This is a genomic window from Cedecea selenatireducens (assembly GCF_042138895.1).
In the GTDB taxonomy this organism is placed as follows: domain Bacteria; phylum Pseudomonadota; class Gammaproteobacteria; order Enterobacterales; family Enterobacteriaceae; genus Cedecea; species Cedecea selenatireducens.
The window spans coordinates 71,452-88,945 of sequence record NZ_JBHIKW010000013.1 but is presented as its reverse complement, the minus strand read 5'-3'; the positions used below and the strand labels follow the sequence as shown (position 1 = coordinate 88,945).

The following is a 17,494-nucleotide window of genomic DNA, read 5'->3' as shown; positions in this document are numbered from 1 at the left end:
GGGAGAAGGTGAAATGATTTCGTTTAGAGGGAAGTGACTCCCTCTCAACGGATAGCGCTTACTACTTCTTGTTCAGCATCGCTTTCAGGTCGGCAAATGGATTATAGGTCGCTTCGCCCACGTCCTTTTGCGCATCCTCGCCGGCAATCACCCTCGAGCCGTACTGGTCTGCTTCGGTGTATTTCGAATGCTCATGATCGTGGCAATACAGGCATAAAAGCTCCCAATTGCTGCCATCTTCCGGATTATTGGTATGATCGTGATCCATATGATGAACGGTCAGCTCGCGCAGATTGGAATACACAAACTCGCGGGAGCAGCGGCCACACACCCACGGGAAAAGCTTCAGCGCCTTTTCGCGGTAGCCGCTTTCCAGCCGCGTATAGTTCTTGGGAATAATTGCCATGATTCAGGTTCCAGACAAAAAATGTAGGGTTATGCCCAGTTTCCGGCTAAAGCGCGTCTTTATCAATCCCCAGACGCTTCATCCGCGAAAGTAACGTGGTGCGCTTCAGCCCTAAACGCTGAGCCGCGCCGCGAGGCCCGGCAACGACGCCGTTTGCCTCTTTCAGCACGCGCAGGATGCGCTGATACTCGTCTTCATCTTCACGTATCTCTTCACTGGCGAGGCCAGACAGCGTTCGCTCAACTGACGGATGGTAGTCCACCTCCGGCAGCGAAAGATGCAGCACGTTGCCGCGCGTCAGCAGCACGGCGCGCTCAATCACGTTTTCCAGCTCACGCACGTTACCCGGCCACTCCATGCGGCTCAGGGCGCGCAGCGTTTCCGCCGGAATACTGTCGATGTTGCGGTTCAGGCGGCGGGCGATTTTAAAGGTGAAGGATTTCACCAGCAGAGGGATGTCCTCCGGGCGCTCGCGCAGCGGCGGCAGGGTGATAGGGAAAACGTTCAGCCGATAGTAAAGGTCGCTGCGGAACTCGCGGTCGGCCACCATCTCTTTCAGGTTACGGTTGGTGGCGGCTATCAGGCGCACGTCCACTTCCTGGACTTTATTGCTGCCGAGGCGCTCGAATTCCTGCTCCTGCAGCACGCGCAGCAGCTTGGGCTGAAGCTCAAGCGGCATATCACCGACTTCGTCCAGGAACAGCGAGCTTTTGTCCGCCAGCTCAAAGCGGCCGATTCGCTGATTATTGGCTCCGGTAAACGCCCCACGCTCGTGGCCGAACAAATCGCTCTCCAGCAGCCCGGCGGGCATTGCGGCGCAGTTGATCTTCACCATCCGGCGGCCGTTGCGCTCGCTCAGGTTATGGATCGCGCGGGCAATCAGCTCTTTACCGGTGCCGGTTTCGCCGAGGATCAGCACGGTGCTGTCGCTGCTGGCGACCATCTCTACCTGTTTGAGCACGATAGACATCGCCTCGCCGCGGCCGATAATTTCGCCAAAATCGCTGTCGACGTTATTAATTTGCTCGGTGAGATAGAGGTTTTCATCCACCAGGTTTTCTTTCAGGCGGTTGATTTCCTGATAGGCAAGGGCGTTATCCACCGCAATCGCGATACGTTCGGCAATCTGGCGCAGCAGCTTCAGGTTGGCCGGCGTAAAGCCCTGTTCGCTGCACCTGGCAAGCTTCAGCACGCCCAGCATATTGTTGCCAAACTTCAGCGGCAGCAGGCAAAGCATCTGCGGTTTGTTGTCCCACATCTCGAGCAGCATCCTCTCATACGGTGCCAGCTTGTCGCCGGGGCAAAGGTTGAGCAGCAGCATCTCGCCGCTTTTAAAGACCCGCTCCGAAAGGGTGCCGGTCTCAAGGACATCGCTCTGATCGTGAATCGGCGAGGCTTCATCAACAAAGTGGGTGGAGTAGAGCGTGAGCCGCGACTTGCGGCTGCTTTTCAGCACAATGCTGATGGAATCAATGGCGAAGTGGTAGTGAATTTCGCGGGCAATCTCGCTTATCAGCTCGTCCAGATCCAGCTTCGACAGCACGGCGTTGGTGACGGCCACCAGAATGCGAAAGTCGTCGCGTTCGCGGCACAGCAGCTGATGATCGTGGCTCGAGTTAAGGCGGGTTTGGATCTGCTCGGTCACCAGGCCTACGATCTGCGCCAGGGTGTAAAGTCGGTTAAGTTCTTTTTCGGTCCAGGCATCCGTCCTGTCGCGAATAAATTCGCAGCCGCCGAAAATCTTGCCTTCTGAAGCCAGCGGCAGCAGGCCGTAGCGGCCAAAAGGGGCGTACAAATCAAGGCTCGCCATTTGCGGCCAGGTTTCATCAAACTCCTGCTGGCTGCAAATTAGCGCCTCCGGGCGCGACAGCATGCGGCGCACCGGGCCGTTGGCCAGCGCCATTTCATCTTCGTAGTGCAGTCCCTTGCCGTGTTTATCCTTACCGTAAAAACTCACCCGTTGGTGCTGGGGATGGTAAAGCAGGATATTTACGCGATCGGCCAGCGCGCCCTGTTTCACCAGCTGCGTCAGGCTGCTGGCGAGTTCGTTGAGATCGGGCTGCTGCAGCAGCGTACGGGTAATATCAAATAACCCCTGCTGCCCGAGATCGCTCATCGGCGTGTATGACATGTTTGCTTTCCATTGAAATGCCCCGCGGCGGGCGCAGGGCTAAAAGATTTTATTAATATAAATATTTTTTAAGTTTAGTCGGCGTGAGGTGATTGCGTACTGGCGCAGGTCAACAAATGCGCGGTAAGGGTTCAAAGTGCGGCAGGTCGAGGGTGCGTTTTACGCCGTAAAGCCCCGTCACGCGCACGCCTTTACGCTCCACGACCTCACCTACGATCGTGGCCTGTTTGCCGCAGGGATGCTGCTGCAAAGCGTGTAGAACCGCAGGGGCAGACTCGGGGGAAGCGGCGATAACCAGCTTGCCTTCATTAGCAAAATTTAACGCATCCAGCCCAAGCAGCTCGCAAACTCCGCGCACCGCCGGGTTCAGCGGCAGTTGGTTTTCGCTGATTTCCATGCCGCAGCCGCTGGCGTCTGCAAACTCATGCAGAACGGCGTTTACGCCGCCGCGCGTGGCGTCCCGCAAGGCTTTTACGCCGGGAATATGAAGCAGTGGGGCAATCATCGGCGCCAGCACCGCGCAGTCGCTCTGTAGATCGCCGTCCAGGCCAAGCTTCTCGCGCAAATTAAGGATGGTTGCACCGTGGTCGCCGAGCGTGCCGCTGACGATGAGCAAATCCCCGGTTTTAATCTGAGCCGTGCCCCAGTTGATGCCGACAGGAATAGCGCCGATCCCGGCAGTGTTGATAAACAGTTTGTCCGCCGCGCCGCGAGGCACCACTTTGGTGTCGCCGGTCACGATGGCGATATTTGCCGCACGGGCGGCGTTTGCCATGCTGGTGACCACGCGCTCAAGCGTTTCAAACGGCAAGCCTTCTTCGAGAATAAATCCGCACGACAGCCAGCGAGGCGTAGCGCCGCTCACCGCGACGTCGTTCGCCGTACCGCACACGGCCAGCTTGCCGATGTCGCCGCCGGGGAAAAACAGCGGGTCAATAACGTAGCTGTCGGTGGAAAATGCCAGCCGGTCGCCGCCGGCGGTAAGCTCCGCCAGGGAAAGTCGGGCCTGATCTTCCTGCTCTGCGAGCCAGGGGTTATCGAAGGCCTGCATAAACAGGCTGGCGATCAGCTGCTGCATCGCCTGGCCGCCGCTGCCGTGGGCCAGCTCAACGGTTTTCATACTTCACACTCCTGAGAACGGTACTGATACCACGCCGCGCAGGCTCCTTCGGAGGAGACCATCAGCGCGCCGAAAGCGTTTTGCGGGTTGCAGCCGCTGCCGAACAGCGGGCATTGCTGCGGCTTGCAGCGCCCTGTAAGGACGTCGCCGCAGCGGGCGTTTGGGTCGTCGTAAACACGCTGAGGTTTGGGCTGGAAATGGTCTTCGGCGTCAAACTGACGGTACGCTTCGGTGAGCTGGACGCCGGAATCGCTGATAACCCCCAGGCCGCGCCATTCGGCTTCGCCGCGTACGGTAAACACTTCGCTTATCGCTTTTTGTGCAAGCCTGTTGCCTTCTTCCGGCACTACGCGGCGGTACTGGTTTTCTACCTCGCTGTGCTGCTGGATTTTTTGCTCCACCAGCATCAGCACGCCCTGCAGCAGATCGAGCGGCTCAAAGCCGGCTACAACCAGCGGCCGCTGGTGCTCAGAGGCGATAAAGTCATAGGCTTCGGTGCCAATCACCATGCTGACGTGCCCCGGCGCGAGGAAAGCGCCGATGCCGTTATCGGGCTGGGAAAGCAGGCTACGCAGCGTCGGGATCAGCGTGATGTGCTGGCAGAAGAAATAGAAGTTATCGATGCCCTGCGACTTTGCCTGCTGCAGGGTAATCGCCGTGGCGGGCATAGTCGTTTCAAAGCCGAGCCCGAAGAACACCACTTTCCGTTCCGGGTTTTGACGTGCCAGAGTCAGCGCGTCCATTGGTGAGTAAATCACCCTGACGTCCGCGCCACGCGACTTCGCCTGCATCAGCGAACCGTTTTTTCCCGGCACGCGCATCGCATCGCCAAAGGTGCAGAAAATCACCTTCGGATGGCTGGCTATCTCAATGCAGCTGTCGATTCTCCCCATCGGCAGCACGCAAACCGGGCAGCCTGGGCCGTGGATAAACTCGATGTTTTCCGGCAGCAGCTGGTCGAGGCCGAATTTAAAAATAGCGTGGGTATGGCCGCCGCAAACCTCCATGATGCGCAACGGGCGGGCTGCCGTGTAGTCCAGCAGCGGGGCGCGTACTTTCAGCGTCTCAATCAGCTGCATCACGCGTTCCGGATCTCGGTATTCGTCGACATAGCGCATCAGCGATGCTCCTCGCCGTAGAGCAGGGCGCCGACGTCCGGCTCCACCTCGAACATGTTTTGCAGGGCATCGAGCGTGTCGCGCGCTTCGGCTTCATCAATGATGCTCATGGCAAACCCGACGTGGACCAGCACCCATTGCCCCACGGCGGCGTCGCCGACCAGGGTTAAATTCACGTCGCGCTGTACGCCGCAGACGTCCACTTTTGCGCTACCGTCGGCCAGCCGCTCGACTATCTGGCCGGGAATGCCTATGCACATCGTTCCGCCTCCAGCCAGCTAAGCCACTCGTCCATTCCTTCGCCGCTGGTCGCAGAAACCAGAATAATTTTGATGTCCGGATTGACCTCGCGGGCAAAGGCCAGGCATTTGTTGACGTCGAACTGCAAGTACGGCAGCAGATCGATTTTGTTCAGCAGCATCAATGACGCGGCGGCGAACATATGCGGGTATTTGAGCGGCTTGTCTTCCCCTTCCGTGACCGACAGCACCGCGACCTTGTGGCGTTCGCCTAAATCAAAGCTCGCCGGGCAGACCAGGTTGCCGACGTTTTCGATAAACAGCACGCCGTCCTGCTCAAGCGGCAGGCGCAGCATGGCATCGCGGATCATTTGGGCATCAAGGTGGCAGCCTTTACCGGTATTCACCTGAATGGCCGGCGTCCCGGTTTCGCGGATGCGCGCCGCGTCGTTCACCGTTTGCTGATCGCCTTCGATAACCGCGCACGGCACTTTAGTATTCAGACGTTTTAGCGTTTCGGTGAGCAGGGTAGTTTTGCCTGAGCCGGGGCTGGACACCAGGTTCAGCACCAGCTGATTCTGGCTGGCAAAGCGTTCGCGGTTATGGGCGGCGAGCTGGTTGTTTTTATCCAGCACGTTCAGCTCAATCTCCAGCATTTTGCGCTGCGTCATGCCCGGCGCGTGGGTGCCCGCCGCGCCGTGGCCGTAATGCAGGTCGCCCTGCTCGTCGGCCGTCGGGGCGAACTTGACGCCGGTTATCTGCTGCAGCGGGCGTGCCGCCGGGGCAAACGGGGCGCTGCGAAAGCCTGAGTGAGGATTACGCTCGTCCCCTTCAATATACAGGTTGCCTTCACCGCAACCGCAAGTGCTACACATGAGCTATCTCCTGATCGATTTCCAGACGCTTAATCTGCATGCCGTCATCCGCCACGATGCGCAGGTTGCTGCCGTTACAGTTGGGGCAGCACTTCACGCGCTGGGTCAGCAACGTGACGAACTGCTGGCAGTCATGGCACCAGCATTCGGCTTCCTGCTGGTGGACATGAAGCTCGCAGCCTTCCGCCAGCGTGCCGCGGCAGACCAGATCAAAGCAAAACTCCAGGGCGCTGGTTTCCACGCACGAGAAGGCGCCGACTTCCAGCCAGACGCCGGTGACGCGGCGGGCGTTGTTCTGGCGGGCATGGCTTTCGATAAGTTCGACTGCGCGCTGGCAAAGGGTGATTTCGTGCATGGGGCCTCCGGGGTTAACTGGGGCTGGTAATGCAAAGACGGTGCCAGGCCTTTTTTTGCCCCTCACCCCGGCCCTCTCCCCGAAGGGGCGAGGGAGAATTCTTTAAAGGAAAGGGAATGATTTATCCCCTCACCCTTGCAGGGAGAGGGTTCTCCAGCCCTGCTTTTTATTCCCTCTCCCTCCCAGGGAGAGGGTTAGGGTGAGGGTAAAAAAATCCCGACACGAAAAGTCAAAGATGACGAAATGACACGTCACCCGTCATTTTTCCGCCAACCATTTAACGAAAAAGCATTTAAATACAATTAATTAAAAACATGGCACGAAATGTGCCTTACGGAGGGACAAGCATTAACAGAGTGAACAAAACATGAACATTTGGGAACTGAGCGAGAAAGCCGAGTATATCGCCGACAAGCACCAACGCCTGCTTTCGCAGTGGCATCACTACGGCAACACCCTGATTCAGGGGATCACCTTATCGAAAGCGAAGCTGCATCACGCCGTGGGCTGCAACCCGGACGAAAGCCTGCGCTTCTTCTTGTTTGACCACTTCGTCATTCAAATCAACCTCGCCGAAGGCTTTAACAGCCACACCATCGAGTACGCCATCGAACTGCGTGACGGCAGCGATAAGGTGCTGATTGCAAAGGCGACTATCGACGATGACGGGCTGATTGATAACGCCATCAGCAACCGCGACCGCGAGAAAGTGCTCGACCACTACCTGGAGCTTATCCGCCCGGTGTACGACAGCCTTTATCTGGCCGTGCAGCAAAACACCCCGCTGTCCATGACGCTGCTTCAGCAGTCCGCCGTGGCATGAAGAGATTTGGGGTGTCGAGAACTGTCGAACCGGCAGCTTTTCGGCATGTTTTCGTCAAAAATGACGATCGTCACCTGAGGAAGAGCTGGTGAACCGTTTTGTAATCGCTGACTCAAAATTGTGTATGGGCTGCCATACCTGCGAAGCGGCCTGCGCCGAGACGCACCGTCTGCACGGCCTGCAGTCCCTGCCGCGCCTGAAAGTCATGCGCAACCTGAATGAATCTGCGCCGCAGATGTGCCACCACTGCGAAGACGCACCCTGCGCCGGGGTTTGCCCGGTTAACGCTATTACCCGCGTGGACGGGGCCGTACAGCTGAATGAAAGCCTGTGCGTAAGCTGCAAACTTTGCGGTATTGCCTGCCCGTTCGGCGCCATTGAATTCTCCGGCAGCCGCCCGCTGCATATTCCCGCCAACGTTAACAGCCCGAAAGCGCCGCCTGCACCTCCGGCCCCGGCTCGCGTTAGCCCGCTGCTCGACTGGGTGCCCGGCGTTCGCGCTATCGCGGTCAAATGTGACCTGTGCAGCTTCGATGAAAACGGCCCGGCCTGCGTTCGCACCTGCCCGACCAAGGCGCTGCGCCTTATCGACAACAAAGACATCGCCCAGGCCAGCAAACGTAAGCGTGAGCTGACGCTTGGTGCGTCGCTCGGCGACCTGACCCTGTTTACCCAGCCAGAGGCGAGAAAATGAATGCTTTTCTACTGATTCACTGGGCGCTTTTGGGGTTTGTCGTTAGCGCCGTGTTAGCCGGAGTTCTGGCATTTTCTAAGCCGATTAGCGGATTTTTCGCCGGCGTTGGCGGCGCAATCAGCTCGGTGCTTTTGCTGGTCGCGGGCGCTCAGGCGCTGCTGGGCTTTAACGGCGACGCGCAAATCTGGCACTGGCACCTTCAGCTTAACGCCTTTAACGGCGTCTGGCTGGTCACCGTGGCGCTCAGCGGCCTGTTCATCTCCCTGTTTAACTGCGCGTGGCATCGTCATCCTGAAATAAAAGCCAACGGCCTGCTGATTAATTTAATCCTGGCGGCTAGCGTGGCGGCGCTGGTGGCCGACAACTTCGTCACCCTGGTGGCGATGGCGGAAATCATCTCTCTGGCAGGCTACTTCCTGACCGGCTGCCAGAAGTCCGGGCAGCTGTGGTTTGCGCTGGGCCGCCTCGGCACCGCGCTGCTGGTCATCGCCTGCTGGCTGATGTGGCAGCGCTACGGCACCCTGGGCTACGGCGAACTGCGCCATCTTGTCGCCGGTGCGCCGCTGCCTACGCCGGTGCTGATCCTCGCGCTGCTCGGCTTTGGGCTGCTGGCCGGGATTATTCCGCTGCACGGCTGGGTGCCGCAGGCGCATGCGAATGCCTCTGCTCCGGCAGCCGCGCTGTTCTCCGCCGTGGTGTTGAAGATTGGCCTGTACGGCATCATGTGCTTCTCGCTTATCAGCAACGTTTTGCCGCTGTGGTGGGGCGTGCTGGTGGTGGTGGTCGGCATGATCACGGCGTTTATCGGCGGGCTTTACGCGCTGATGGAGCACAACATCAACCGCCTGCTGGCTTATCACTCCCTTGAAAACATCGGCATTATTTTGCTGGGCCTGGGCTGCGGCCTGATCGGTATCGCGCTGAATGAGCCGGTGCTGGTGGCGCTGGGCATGACCGGCGGCCTTTATCACCTGTTCAACCACAGCCTGTTTAAAACCACGCTGTTCCTCGGCGCTGGCGCGGTTTGGTTCCGTACCGGACACCGTGACATCGAGAAACTGGGCGGGATCGGTAAACGCATGCCGGTTATCTCGCTGGCGATGCTGGTCGGGCTGATGGCGATGGCCGCGTTGCCGCCGCTGAACGGCTTTGCCGGGGAATGGGTTATCTATCAGTCATTCTTCCGTCTCGGCAGCCTGCCGCTGTTTGTCGGCCGCTTTATCGGCCCGCTGCTGGCCGTTGGGCTGGCGATTACCGGCGCGCTGGCGGTGATGTGCATGGCGAAAGTTTATGGCGTCACTTTCCTGGGCGCGCCGCGTACCAAAGAAGCAGAAAACGCGAGCTCTGCGCCGTGGCTGATGAACGTGAGCGTAGCGTTACTGGCCGCGTGCTGCGTTGTGGCCGGTGTGGCTTCGCCGTGGCTGCTGCCTTTGCTTCAGCACGCCGTTCCGCTGCCGCTGCAAACGGCGCATACCGCTGTTTCTCAGCCAATGATGACGCTGCTGCTGGTCGCCTCTCCGCTGCTGCCGTTTATTTTGACGATCGTTTTCCGTGGCGAGCGCCTGCCAAACCGCTCTCGCGGCTCGGCATGGGTCTGCGGCTACGACCATGAACAGGCGATGGTGATCACCGCGACGGGCTTTGCCCAGCCGGTAAAAGCGGCGTTCGCGCCTTTGCTTAAGCTGCGCCACACCCTGAACCCTGGGAAATGGATGCCCGGCTGGCAGTGCGAGTGCCTGTCCGGCACGTTCCGCCGCCTGGCGATGGTTGAGCTGGCGGTCTTACTGGTGGCGATGGTTGCCTGAGGAACTGATATGACTACGTTTTTATTTGCCCTGATCCAGGCGCTGGCGCTGTTTTTTGCCGCGCCGCTGCTGTCCGGCATTACCCGCGTGACGCGAGCCCGCCTGCATAACCGCCGTGGCCCCGGCGTGCTGCAGGAATACCGGGATCTGTTCAAGCTGCTGGGTCGCCAGAGCGTGGCGCCCGCCGCGTCCGGCTGGGTTTTCCGCCTGATGCCGTTCGTGATGGTTGGCGTGATGCTGACCATCGCCACCGCGCTGCCGGTGGTGACTATTGCCTCGCCGCTGCCGTCATTAGGTGACCTGATCACCTTAATTTACCTGTTCGCCATCGCCCGCTTCTTCTTCGCCATCGCCGGGTTAGACACCGGCAGCCCGTTCACCGGGATTGGCGCGAGCCGTGAAGCGATGCTCGGCGTGCTGGTCGAGCCGATTCTGCTGCTTAGCCTGTGGGTGGCCGCTCAGGTTGCGGGCAGCACGCACATCAGCAATATCGCCGGGGCTATTCACGCCTGGCCGGTGGCGCAAAGCCTGACGCTGATACTGGCCTTCGTCGCCTGCGCTTTTGCGACCTTCATTGAAATGGGCAAGCTGCCGTTTGACCTTGCCGAAGCCGAACAGGAGCTGCAGGAAGGGCCACTGTCTGAATACAGCGGCGCGGGTTTTGCGGTGCTGAAGTGGGGTATTTCCCTCAAGCAGCTGGTTGTTCTGCAAATGTTTGTCGGCGTGTTCCTGCCGTGGGGGCAAATGAGCGCCTTTAGCTGGGGTGGACTTGTTCTCGCCGTAGCGCTGGCCGTCGTCAAGCTGGTGGTGGGCGTACTGATTATCGCGCTGTTTGAAAACAGCATGGCGCGCCTGCGGATGCTGGAAACCTCGCGCATTACCTGGGCCGGTTTTGGCTTTGCCTTTTTAGCCTTCGTCTCCTTGCTGGCGGCGTGATTTAAGAGAATTTATCGATGTCTGAAGAAAAAATTGGTCAACAGTATCTCGCCGCGCTGCATCAGCAATTCCCGAATGCCGTGCTCGACGAAGCCTGGCAGACGAAAGATCAAATCACCGTCACCGTGAAGCTCAACATGCTGCCGGACGTGGTGGAATGGCTTTACTACCAGCAGGGTGGCTGGCTTTCGGTGCTGTTTGGGAACGATGAACGCCAGCTGTGCGGCAGCTATGCGGTGTATTACGTGCTGTCGATGGAAAGCGGCGTGAAGTGCTGGATCACCGTGCGTGTGGAAGTAGACGCCGACAAACCGGAGTTCCCGTCCGTCACGCCTCGTGTGCCTGCCGCCGTTTGGGGCGAGCGCGAAGTCCGCGATATGTACGGCCTGCAGCCGGTTGGCCTGCCCGATGAACGCCGCCTGGTGCTGCCGGACGACTGGCCGGACGATCTTTATCCGCTGCGTAAAGACAGCATGGATTACCGCCAGCGCCCGGCGCCGACCACCGACAAAGAGACCTACGAGTTCATTAACGAACTGGGCACGAAAAAGAACAACGTGGTGCCGATTGGCCCGCTGCACGTCACTTCTGACGAACCGGGCCACTTCCGCCTGTTCGTCGATGGCGAAAACATTATCGACGCCGATTATCGCCTGTTCTACGTCCACCGCGGCATGGAGAAGCTGGCGGAAACCCGCATGGGCTACAACGAAGTCACCTTCCTGTCCGACCGCGTGTGCGGCATTTGCGGCTTCGCCCACAGCACCGCCTATACCACCTCGGTCGAAAACGCGATGGGTATTGTGGTGCCGGAACGTGCGCAGATGATTCGCGCCATCCTGCTGGAGGTTGAGCGCCTGCACAGCCACCTGCTGAACCTCGGCCTGGCCTGTCACTTCGTGGGCTTCGACTCCGGCTTTATGCAGTTCTTCCGGGTGCGCGAAATGTCGATGAAAATGGCGGAGATCCTGACCGGGGCGCGTAAAACCTACGGCCTGAACCTGATCGGCGGCATCCGCCGCGACCTGCTGAAAGACGACATGATCCAGACCCGCCAGCTCGCCCAGCAGATGCGTCGGGAAGTGAAAGATCTGGTAGATATTCTGCTGAGCACGCCGAACATCGAGCAGCGCACCGTGGGCATTGGCCGCCTTGACCCGCAAATCGCCCGCGACTTCAGCAACGTCGGCCCAATGGTTCGCGCCAGCGGCCACGCCCGCGATACCCGCGCCGATCACCCGTTTGTGGGTTACGGCCTGCTGCCGATGGAAGTACACAGCCTCGACGGCTGCGACGTGCTTTCCCGCCTGAAAGTGCGCATCAACGAAGTCTTCACCGCGCTGAACATGATTGATTTCGGGCTGGATAACCTGCCGGGTGGCCCGCTCGCCGTGGATGGTTTTACCTACATTCCAAACCGCTTTGCGCTTGGCTTCTCGGAAGCGCCGCGCGGGGACGATATCCACTGGAGCATGACCGGCGACAACCAGAAGCTTTACCGCTGGCGCTGCCGGGCGGCGACCTACGCCAACTGGCCAACGCTGCGCTACATGCTGCGCGGCAACACGGTGTCAGATGCCCCGCTGATTATCGGCAGCCTTGACCCTTGCTACTCCTGCACCGACCGCATGACGGTGGTGGACGTGCGCAAGAAGAAAAGCCAGGTGGTGCCGTACAAAGAGCTGGAGCGCTACAGCATTGAGCGCACCAATTCGCCGCTGAAATAATTTTGATGTCTGGTCGGTGATGAGCAGCCCCTCACCCTAACCCTCTCCCCAAAGGGGAGAGGGAACTGGATCGAGCTAGCTTTCCCCCCTCTCCCTTCCAGGGAGAGGGCCGGGGAGAGGGTCAATCACTAAGACCAGGCAAACAAGGAAAACGCATGTTTAACTTCATCAAAAAAGCCATCAAGGGCGGCGTTGCAACCGAGTCTTATCCGCTCCAGCCCATTGCCGTGGACCCGAATTTTCGCGGCAAGCCCGAACACAACCCGCAGCAGTGCATCGGCTGTGCCGCCTGCGTTAACGCCTGCCCGTCCAATGCGCTGAGCGTTGAGACCGATCTTGCCGCCGGGCAACTGCAGTGGAGCTTTAACCTCGGGCGCTGCATCTTCTGCGGGCGCTGCGAAGAGGTTTGCCCGACTGCCGCCATCAAGCTTTCGCAGCAGTACGAGCTGGCGGTATGGAATAAAGCCGACTTCCTGCAGCAGGCCAGCTTCCCGCTGTGCAACTGCCGCGAGTGTGGCCGTCCGTTCGCCGTGCAAAAAGAGATCGACTACGCCATTGCGCTGCTTGAGCACAACGGCGATTCCCGCGCGGAAAGCCGCCGTGGGGCATTTGAAACCTGCCCGGACTGCAAGCGCCAGCAAAGCCTGGTGTCGTCCGACCGGATCGACTTTAGCCGTCAGATGAGAGAGGCCAGCTAATGAGTAACCTACTGGGGCCGCGCGACCACAATGGCATTCCGGTGCCGATGACGGTGGACGAATCTATCGCCAGCATGAAGGCGTCGCTGCTGAAAAACATCAAACGCTCCGCCTACGTTTACCGCGTGGACTGCGGCGGCTGTAACGGCTGTGAAATCGAGATTTTCGCTACGCTTTCGCCGCTGTTCGATGCAGAACGTTTTGGCATTAAAGTTGTTCCGTCACCGCGCCATGCCGATATTTTGCTGTTTACCGGCGCGGTAACCCGCGCGATGCGCTCTCCGGCGCTGCGTGCCTGGGAATCGGCACCCGATCCTAAAATCTGCATCTCGTACGGTGCCTGCGGCAACAGCGGTGGGATTTTCCACGACCTTTACTGCGTGTGGGGCGGCACCGACAAAATCGTACCGGTCGACGTTTACATCCCTGGCTGCCCGCCAACCCCAGCCGCCACGCTGTACGGCTTCGCGATGGCGCTTGGCCTGCTGGAGCAAAAAATTCACGCCCGCCCGGCAAGCGAGCTGGACGTAGAACCGGCAAAAATCCTGCATCCGGATATGGTGCAGCCGCTGCGCGTGCGCATTGACCGCGCCGCTCGTCGCCTGGCCGGTTACCGCTATGGTCGCCAGATTGCCGACAGCTACATGACAAACCTGACGGCCGGAGGCGATGCTGTTCAGCAGTGGCTGAGCGCGGAAAACGACCCACGCCTGACGGAAATCGTCACTAACCTTGAGCATCTGGTTCATCAGGAGCGCGCGTAATGAGCGAGTCGGTGGTGTTCTGTCAGCTCAGCCGCAAGTTTGTCGACGAGAACGACAACACCCCGGCTGACGCCCAGCAGGTGGTCTACTACAGCCTGGCGATTGGCCACCATTTGGGGGTGATCGACTGCCTGAAAGAGAGCCTGGTTTGCCCGCTTGAAGCTTATCAGGCGTGGATAGCTACGCTTGAGGCCGACGGCGAGGCCCGGCGCAAAATGAACGGCGTGCCGCGCTACGGTGAAATCGTTATCGATCAGAACCACGTGGTGATGCTGGCCCGCGCGTTTGATGCCGCTAAGCCGACGCAAACGGCTGAACAGCAGGGCTGGAGCCAGGCGCTGCTCGACATGCTGCAGGCCATTCAACAAGAACCCGCCATCTACCTGATGGTAAGGAGACGCTATGACTAAGGTACTGCTTTGCGTAGGCAACAGCATGATGGGTGACGATGGGGCTGGCCCGCTGCTGGCCGAGAAGTGTCAGGCTTCTCCGCAGGGGGACTGGGTGGTGATCGACGGCGGCAGCGCGCCGGAAAACGACGTGGTTGCCATCCGCGAACTGCGCCCGGAACTGCTGCTGATTGTCGATGCCACCGACATGATGCTCAATCCCGGCGAGATCCGCGTCATCGACCCGGACGACATCGCCGAGATGTTTATGATGACCACCCACAACATGCCGCTTAATTATCTGGTCGATCAGCTTCAAGAGGATGTCGGCGAAGTGGTGTTCCTTGGCATTCAGCCGGATATCGTCGGTTTTTACTATCCGATGACGGAGGCGGTGAAAGCGGCAGTGGAGCAGGTTTACCAGCGGCTGGCGACGTGGTCCGGTTACGGTGGGTATGCCCAGCTGACGGCGGAAGAAACAGAAGGTCTGTAAGTCACTAATGACATCGTCATTAGTGTCGATGTCATCTACTTTTATTGATCCTTTCAATTCAATGCATTGAAATTATTGGTTTTTAATTTCTGGCACGGTTTGTGAATAAGCCCCTGCGATAACACACTTATTGCAGGAGTTTATGATGAACCGCTTCATCATTGCCGATTCGAGCAAATGCATCGGCTGTCGCACTTGTGAGGTGGCCTGCGTCGTCTCCCACCAGGAGAACCAGGACTGCTCGGCGCTGACCCCACAAACTTTCTTGCCGCGCATTCACGTCATCAAAGGCGTGAACGTATCTACGGCCACCATGTGCCGCCAGTGCGAGGACGCGCCCTGCGCGAACGTCTGCCCTAACGGCGCCATCAGCCGGGACCAGGGCTTTGTGCACGTGATGCAGGAACGCTGCATCGGCTGCAAAACCTGCGTCGTCGCCTGCCCTTATGGCGCGATGGAGGTCGTCGTGCGGCCGGTGATTCGCAACAGCGGTGCCGGGCTGAACGTGATGGCGGAAAAAGCCGAGGCCAACAAATGTGACCTTTGCTACCACCGCGAGGCTGGCCCGGCCTGTCTGGAAGCCTGTCCGACCAACGCCATTCTGTGCGTTGACCGTAACCGGCTGGAACAAATGAGCGCGGAAAAACGTCGCCGCGCTGCGTTAGATGCCCCTGCGGCCCTGACCTTCTAATCCCTATGCATTTCAACTTTTAACAGGTCTGTTACTGATGAAAAAAATTACCAGCGTCTGCCCTTACTGTGGCGCAGGCTGCAAACTGAAACTGGTCGTCGAGAACAACAAAATCATTCGCGCCGAAGCGGCCGAGGGCGTGACTAACCAAAACGAACTCTGCCTGAAAGGCTACTACGGCTGGGATTTTCTTAACGACACCAAGCTGCTGACCCCTCGTCTTACGCAGCCGATGATCCGCTACGAGAAGGGCGGCAAGCTGCAGCCTGTCAGCTGGGAAGAGGTGATTAGCTATACCGCTGCGCGCCTGAAGGCGATCAAAGAGCAGTTTGGCCCACGCGCCATTATGACCACCGGTTCCTCGCGCGGAACGGGGAACGAAACCAACTTCGTGATGCAGAAATTTGCCCGCGCGGTGCTGAACACTAACAACGTCGACTGCTGCGCCCGCGTGTGCCATGGCCCTTCCGTTGCCGGGCTGCAGGCGACGCTGGGTAACGGGGCGATGAGCAACTCCATCGGCGATATCGAAAACTCCAAATGCCTGCTGGTGGTGGGCTACAACTGCGCCGACTCGCATCCTATCGTGGCGCGCCGGGTAATTAAGGCCAAAAGCAACGGCGCCAAAATTATCGTCTGCGACCCGCGCCGCATTGAAACCGCCCGCATTGCCGACCAGCATCTGCAAATCAAAAACGGCTGCAACATGGCGCTGGTAAACGCCTTTGGCTACGTGCTGCTGGAAGAGCAGCTGTACGACAAAGAGTACGTCGCCAAATATGCCGAAGGGCTGGATGCCTACCGCGAAACCGTGAAGGGGTATGCGCCAGAGGACGTCGAGCACCTGACCGGCATTCCCGCGCAGCAGGTTCGCCAGGCGATGCGCACCTTCGCCGCGGCCCCTTCTGCCACCATTATGTGGGGCATGGGCGTGACCCAGTTTGGCCAGGCTGTAGACGTGGTTAAAGGACTGTCCAGCCTGGCGCTGCTCACCGGCAATCTGGGCCGCGAAAACGTCGGCGTTGGTCCGGTACGCGGACAGAACAACGTGCAGGGCGCCTGCGATATGGGCGTGCTGCCTAACCAGTTCCCCGGCTACCAGGATGTGGTCGATCCCGAGGTTCGCGCGAAGTTTGCCAAAGCCTGGGGCATCGACCCGGCGGTGATGGATGACAAAGTTGGCGTGCGCATTACCGAAGTGCCGCACCTGGCGATAGAGGGCAAGGTTAAAGCCTATTACATCATGGGCGAGGATCCGCTCCAGACCGAAGCGGACCTGGGCCTGGTGCGCAAAGGGTTTGAGGCGCTCGACTTCGTGGTGGTGCAGGACATCTTCATGACTAAAACGGCCGAAGTGGCGGACGTGCTGCTGCCGGCGACCTCATGGGGCGAGCACGGCGGCGTCTTTACCTGCGCCGACCGGGGCTTCCAGCGTTTTGAAAAAGCGATTGAGCCGAAGTACAACGTGAAGCGCGACTGGGAAATCATCAGCCTGCTTTCGACGGCGATGGGCTACCCGATGCGCTACGAAAACAACCAGCAAATCTGGGATGAGCTGCGCGAACTGTGCCCGCTGTTTTACGGCGTAACCTACGAAAAAATGGGCGATATGGGGCACGTGCAGTGGCCCTGCCCGACGCTCGATCATCCCGGCACGCCGTATCTCTACAAGGGGAGCAAATTCGACACGCCGACAGGCAAAGGTCAGCTGTTTGCCGCCGCATGGCGCGCGCCAGCCGAAGTTCCCGACGACAGCTACCCGCTGGTGCTTTGCACCGTGCGTGAGGTCGGGCATTACTCCTGCCGCTCGATGACCGGCAACTGTGCCGCGCTGCAAACTCTCGCCGACGAGCCCGGCTTTGTGCAAATCAACCCGCTGGATGCGGATGCGTTAGGTATTAAAGACCGGCAGCTGGTTTGGGTAAGTTCGCGTCGCGGCAAGGTTATCAGCCGAGCCGACGTGAGCGAGCGCATTAACAAAGGCTCCGTCTACATGACCTATCAGTGGTGGATTGGCGCCTGTAACGAACTGACGCAGGATAATCTCGACCCGATCTCCAAAACGCCGGAAACCAAGTATTGCGCGGTGAAGGTTAGCGCGATTGAGGATCAGGCCTGGGCCGAGAACTACGCGCAAACGACCTACAACAGCATGAAGGCGCGGCTGCGCGAGGCGGTGGAAGCGTGATTTTTACCCTCACCCCGGCCCTCTCCCTGGAAGGGAGAGGGG

The 17,494-nt window shown here is 59.2% G+C and carries 18 protein-coding genes; 11 read left to right on the top strand and 7 right to left on the bottom strand.

Annotated features, from left to right (window positions below):
- Positions 1–61: 61 nt before the first annotated feature.
- From yajD to hypA, 7 genes are all read right to left on the bottom strand, one after another.
- Positions 62–406: an HNH nuclease YajD gene (yajD, locus tag ACE38U_RS18705; RefSeq protein ID WP_038477355.1), complete on the bottom strand. Its 345-nt coding sequence runs from the start codon at positions 404–406 to the stop codon at positions 62–64.
- A gap of 46 nt (positions 407–452) precedes the next feature.
- The gene (flhA, locus tag ACE38U_RS18700; RefSeq protein WP_375530341.1) at positions 453–2,537 is read right to left on the bottom strand and encodes a formate hydrogenlyase transcriptional activator FlhA; all 2,085 of its coding nucleotides are present in this window, start codon (positions 2,535–2,537) and stop codon (positions 453–455) included.
- A gap of 109 nt (positions 2,538–2,646) precedes the next feature.
- Entirely contained in the window at positions 2,647–3,657 is a 1,011-nt protein-coding gene (hypE, locus tag ACE38U_RS18695) for a hydrogenase expression/formation protein HypE (protein WP_375530340.1), read from the bottom strand.
- On the bottom strand, positions 3,654–4,775 hold the full coding sequence (gene hypD, locus ACE38U_RS18690; RefSeq protein ID WP_375530339.1) for a hydrogenase formation protein HypD: 1,122 nt from the start codon (positions 4,773–4,775) through the stop codon (positions 3,654–3,656). Before hypD ends, hypE begins: the two co-directional genes overlap by 4 nt.
- Positions 4,775–5,035: a HypC/HybG/HupF family hydrogenase formation chaperone gene (locus ACE38U_RS18685; RefSeq protein ID WP_038477365.1), complete on the bottom strand. Its 261-nt coding sequence runs from the start codon at positions 5,033–5,035 to the stop codon at positions 4,775–4,777. The genes hypD and ACE38U_RS18685 overlap by 1 nt, the downstream gene beginning before the upstream one ends.
- Positions 5,026–5,889 carry a hydrogenase nickel incorporation protein HypB gene (gene hypB / locus ACE38U_RS18680; RefSeq protein ID WP_176981309.1) on the bottom strand — a complete coding sequence of 288 codons (864 nt, stop codon included), beginning with the start codon at positions 5,887–5,889 and terminating at the stop codon, positions 5,026–5,028. The genes ACE38U_RS18685 and hypB overlap by 10 nt, the downstream gene beginning before the upstream one ends.
- Positions 5,882–6,244, bottom strand: coding sequence for a hydrogenase maturation nickel metallochaperone HypA (hypA, locus tag ACE38U_RS18675; protein WP_038477370.1), 363 nt, complete (start codon positions 6,242–6,244; stop codon positions 5,882–5,884). The genes hypB and hypA overlap by 8 nt, the downstream gene beginning before the upstream one ends.
- A 367-nt stretch (positions 6,245–6,611) precedes the next feature.
- Between hypA and hycA the strand changes: the two genes are divergently transcribed.
- The 11 genes from hycA (at position 6,612) to fdhF (ending at position 17,452) form a co-directional block, all read left to right on the top strand.
- Positions 6,612–7,067: a formate hydrogenlyase regulator HycA gene (gene hycA / locus ACE38U_RS18670; protein ID WP_038477373.1), complete on the top strand. Its 456-nt coding sequence runs from the start codon at positions 6,612–6,614 to the stop codon at positions 7,065–7,067.
- Positions 7,068–7,155: 88 nt separating this feature from the next.
- Positions 7,156–7,761 (top strand): 4Fe-4S dicluster domain-containing protein, encoded by a 606-nt coding sequence (locus tag ACE38U_RS18665; RefSeq protein WP_375530338.1) that lies wholly within the window; start codon positions 7,156–7,158, stop codon positions 7,759–7,761.
- Positions 7,758–9,566, top strand: coding sequence for a formate hydrogenlyase subunit 3 (hycC, locus tag ACE38U_RS18660; RefSeq protein ID WP_375530337.1), 1,809 nt, complete (start codon positions 7,758–7,760; stop codon positions 9,564–9,566). The genes ACE38U_RS18665 and hycC overlap by 4 nt, the downstream gene beginning before the upstream one ends.
- A gap of 9 nt (positions 9,567–9,575) precedes the next feature.
- Positions 9,576–10,502, top strand: a complete 927-nt coding sequence (locus ACE38U_RS18655; RefSeq protein ID WP_375530336.1) for a respiratory chain complex I subunit 1 family protein — start codon at positions 9,576–9,578, stop codon at positions 10,500–10,502.
- A gap of 17 nt (positions 10,503–10,519) precedes the next feature.
- Positions 10,520–12,229, top strand: a complete 1,710-nt coding sequence (locus tag ACE38U_RS18650; protein WP_038477385.1) for a hydrogenase large subunit — start codon at positions 10,520–10,522, stop codon at positions 12,227–12,229.
- Positions 12,230–12,384: 155 nt separating this feature from the next.
- Positions 12,385–12,927 carry a formate hydrogenlyase complex iron-sulfur subunit gene (locus ACE38U_RS18645; RefSeq protein WP_038477388.1) on the top strand — a complete coding sequence of 181 codons (543 nt, stop codon included), beginning with the start codon at positions 12,385–12,387 and terminating at the stop codon, positions 12,925–12,927.
- The gene (locus tag ACE38U_RS18640; protein ID WP_038477391.1) at positions 12,927–13,691 is read left to right on the top strand and encodes an NADH-quinone oxidoreductase subunit B family protein; all 765 of its coding nucleotides are present in this window, start codon (positions 12,927–12,929) and stop codon (positions 13,689–13,691) included. Before ACE38U_RS18645 ends, ACE38U_RS18640 begins: the two co-directional genes overlap by 1 nt.
- A complete protein-coding gene (locus tag ACE38U_RS18635) occupies positions 13,691–14,101 on the top strand; it encodes a formate hydrogenlyase maturation HycH family protein (RefSeq protein ID WP_038477394.1) in 411 nt (136 codons plus the stop codon). The genes ACE38U_RS18640 and ACE38U_RS18635 overlap by 1 nt, the downstream gene beginning before the upstream one ends.
- Positions 14,094–14,573, top strand: a complete 480-nt coding sequence (gene hycI / locus ACE38U_RS18630) for a hydrogenase maturation peptidase HycI (protein ID WP_375530335.1) — start codon at positions 14,094–14,096, stop codon at positions 14,571–14,573. The genes ACE38U_RS18635 and hycI overlap by 8 nt, the downstream gene beginning before the upstream one ends.
- Positions 14,574–14,718: 145 nt before the next feature.
- Entirely contained in the window at positions 14,719–15,264 is a 546-nt protein-coding gene (hydN, locus tag ACE38U_RS18625) for an electron transport protein HydN (protein WP_008457677.1), read from the top strand.
- A gap of 37 nt (positions 15,265–15,301) precedes the next feature.
- Positions 15,302–17,452 carry a formate dehydrogenase subunit alpha gene (fdhF, locus tag ACE38U_RS18620; protein ID WP_176981304.1) on the top strand — a complete coding sequence of 717 codons (2,151 nt, stop codon included), beginning with the start codon at positions 15,302–15,304 and terminating at the stop codon, positions 17,450–17,452.
- Positions 17,453–17,494: the final 42 nt, after the last annotated feature.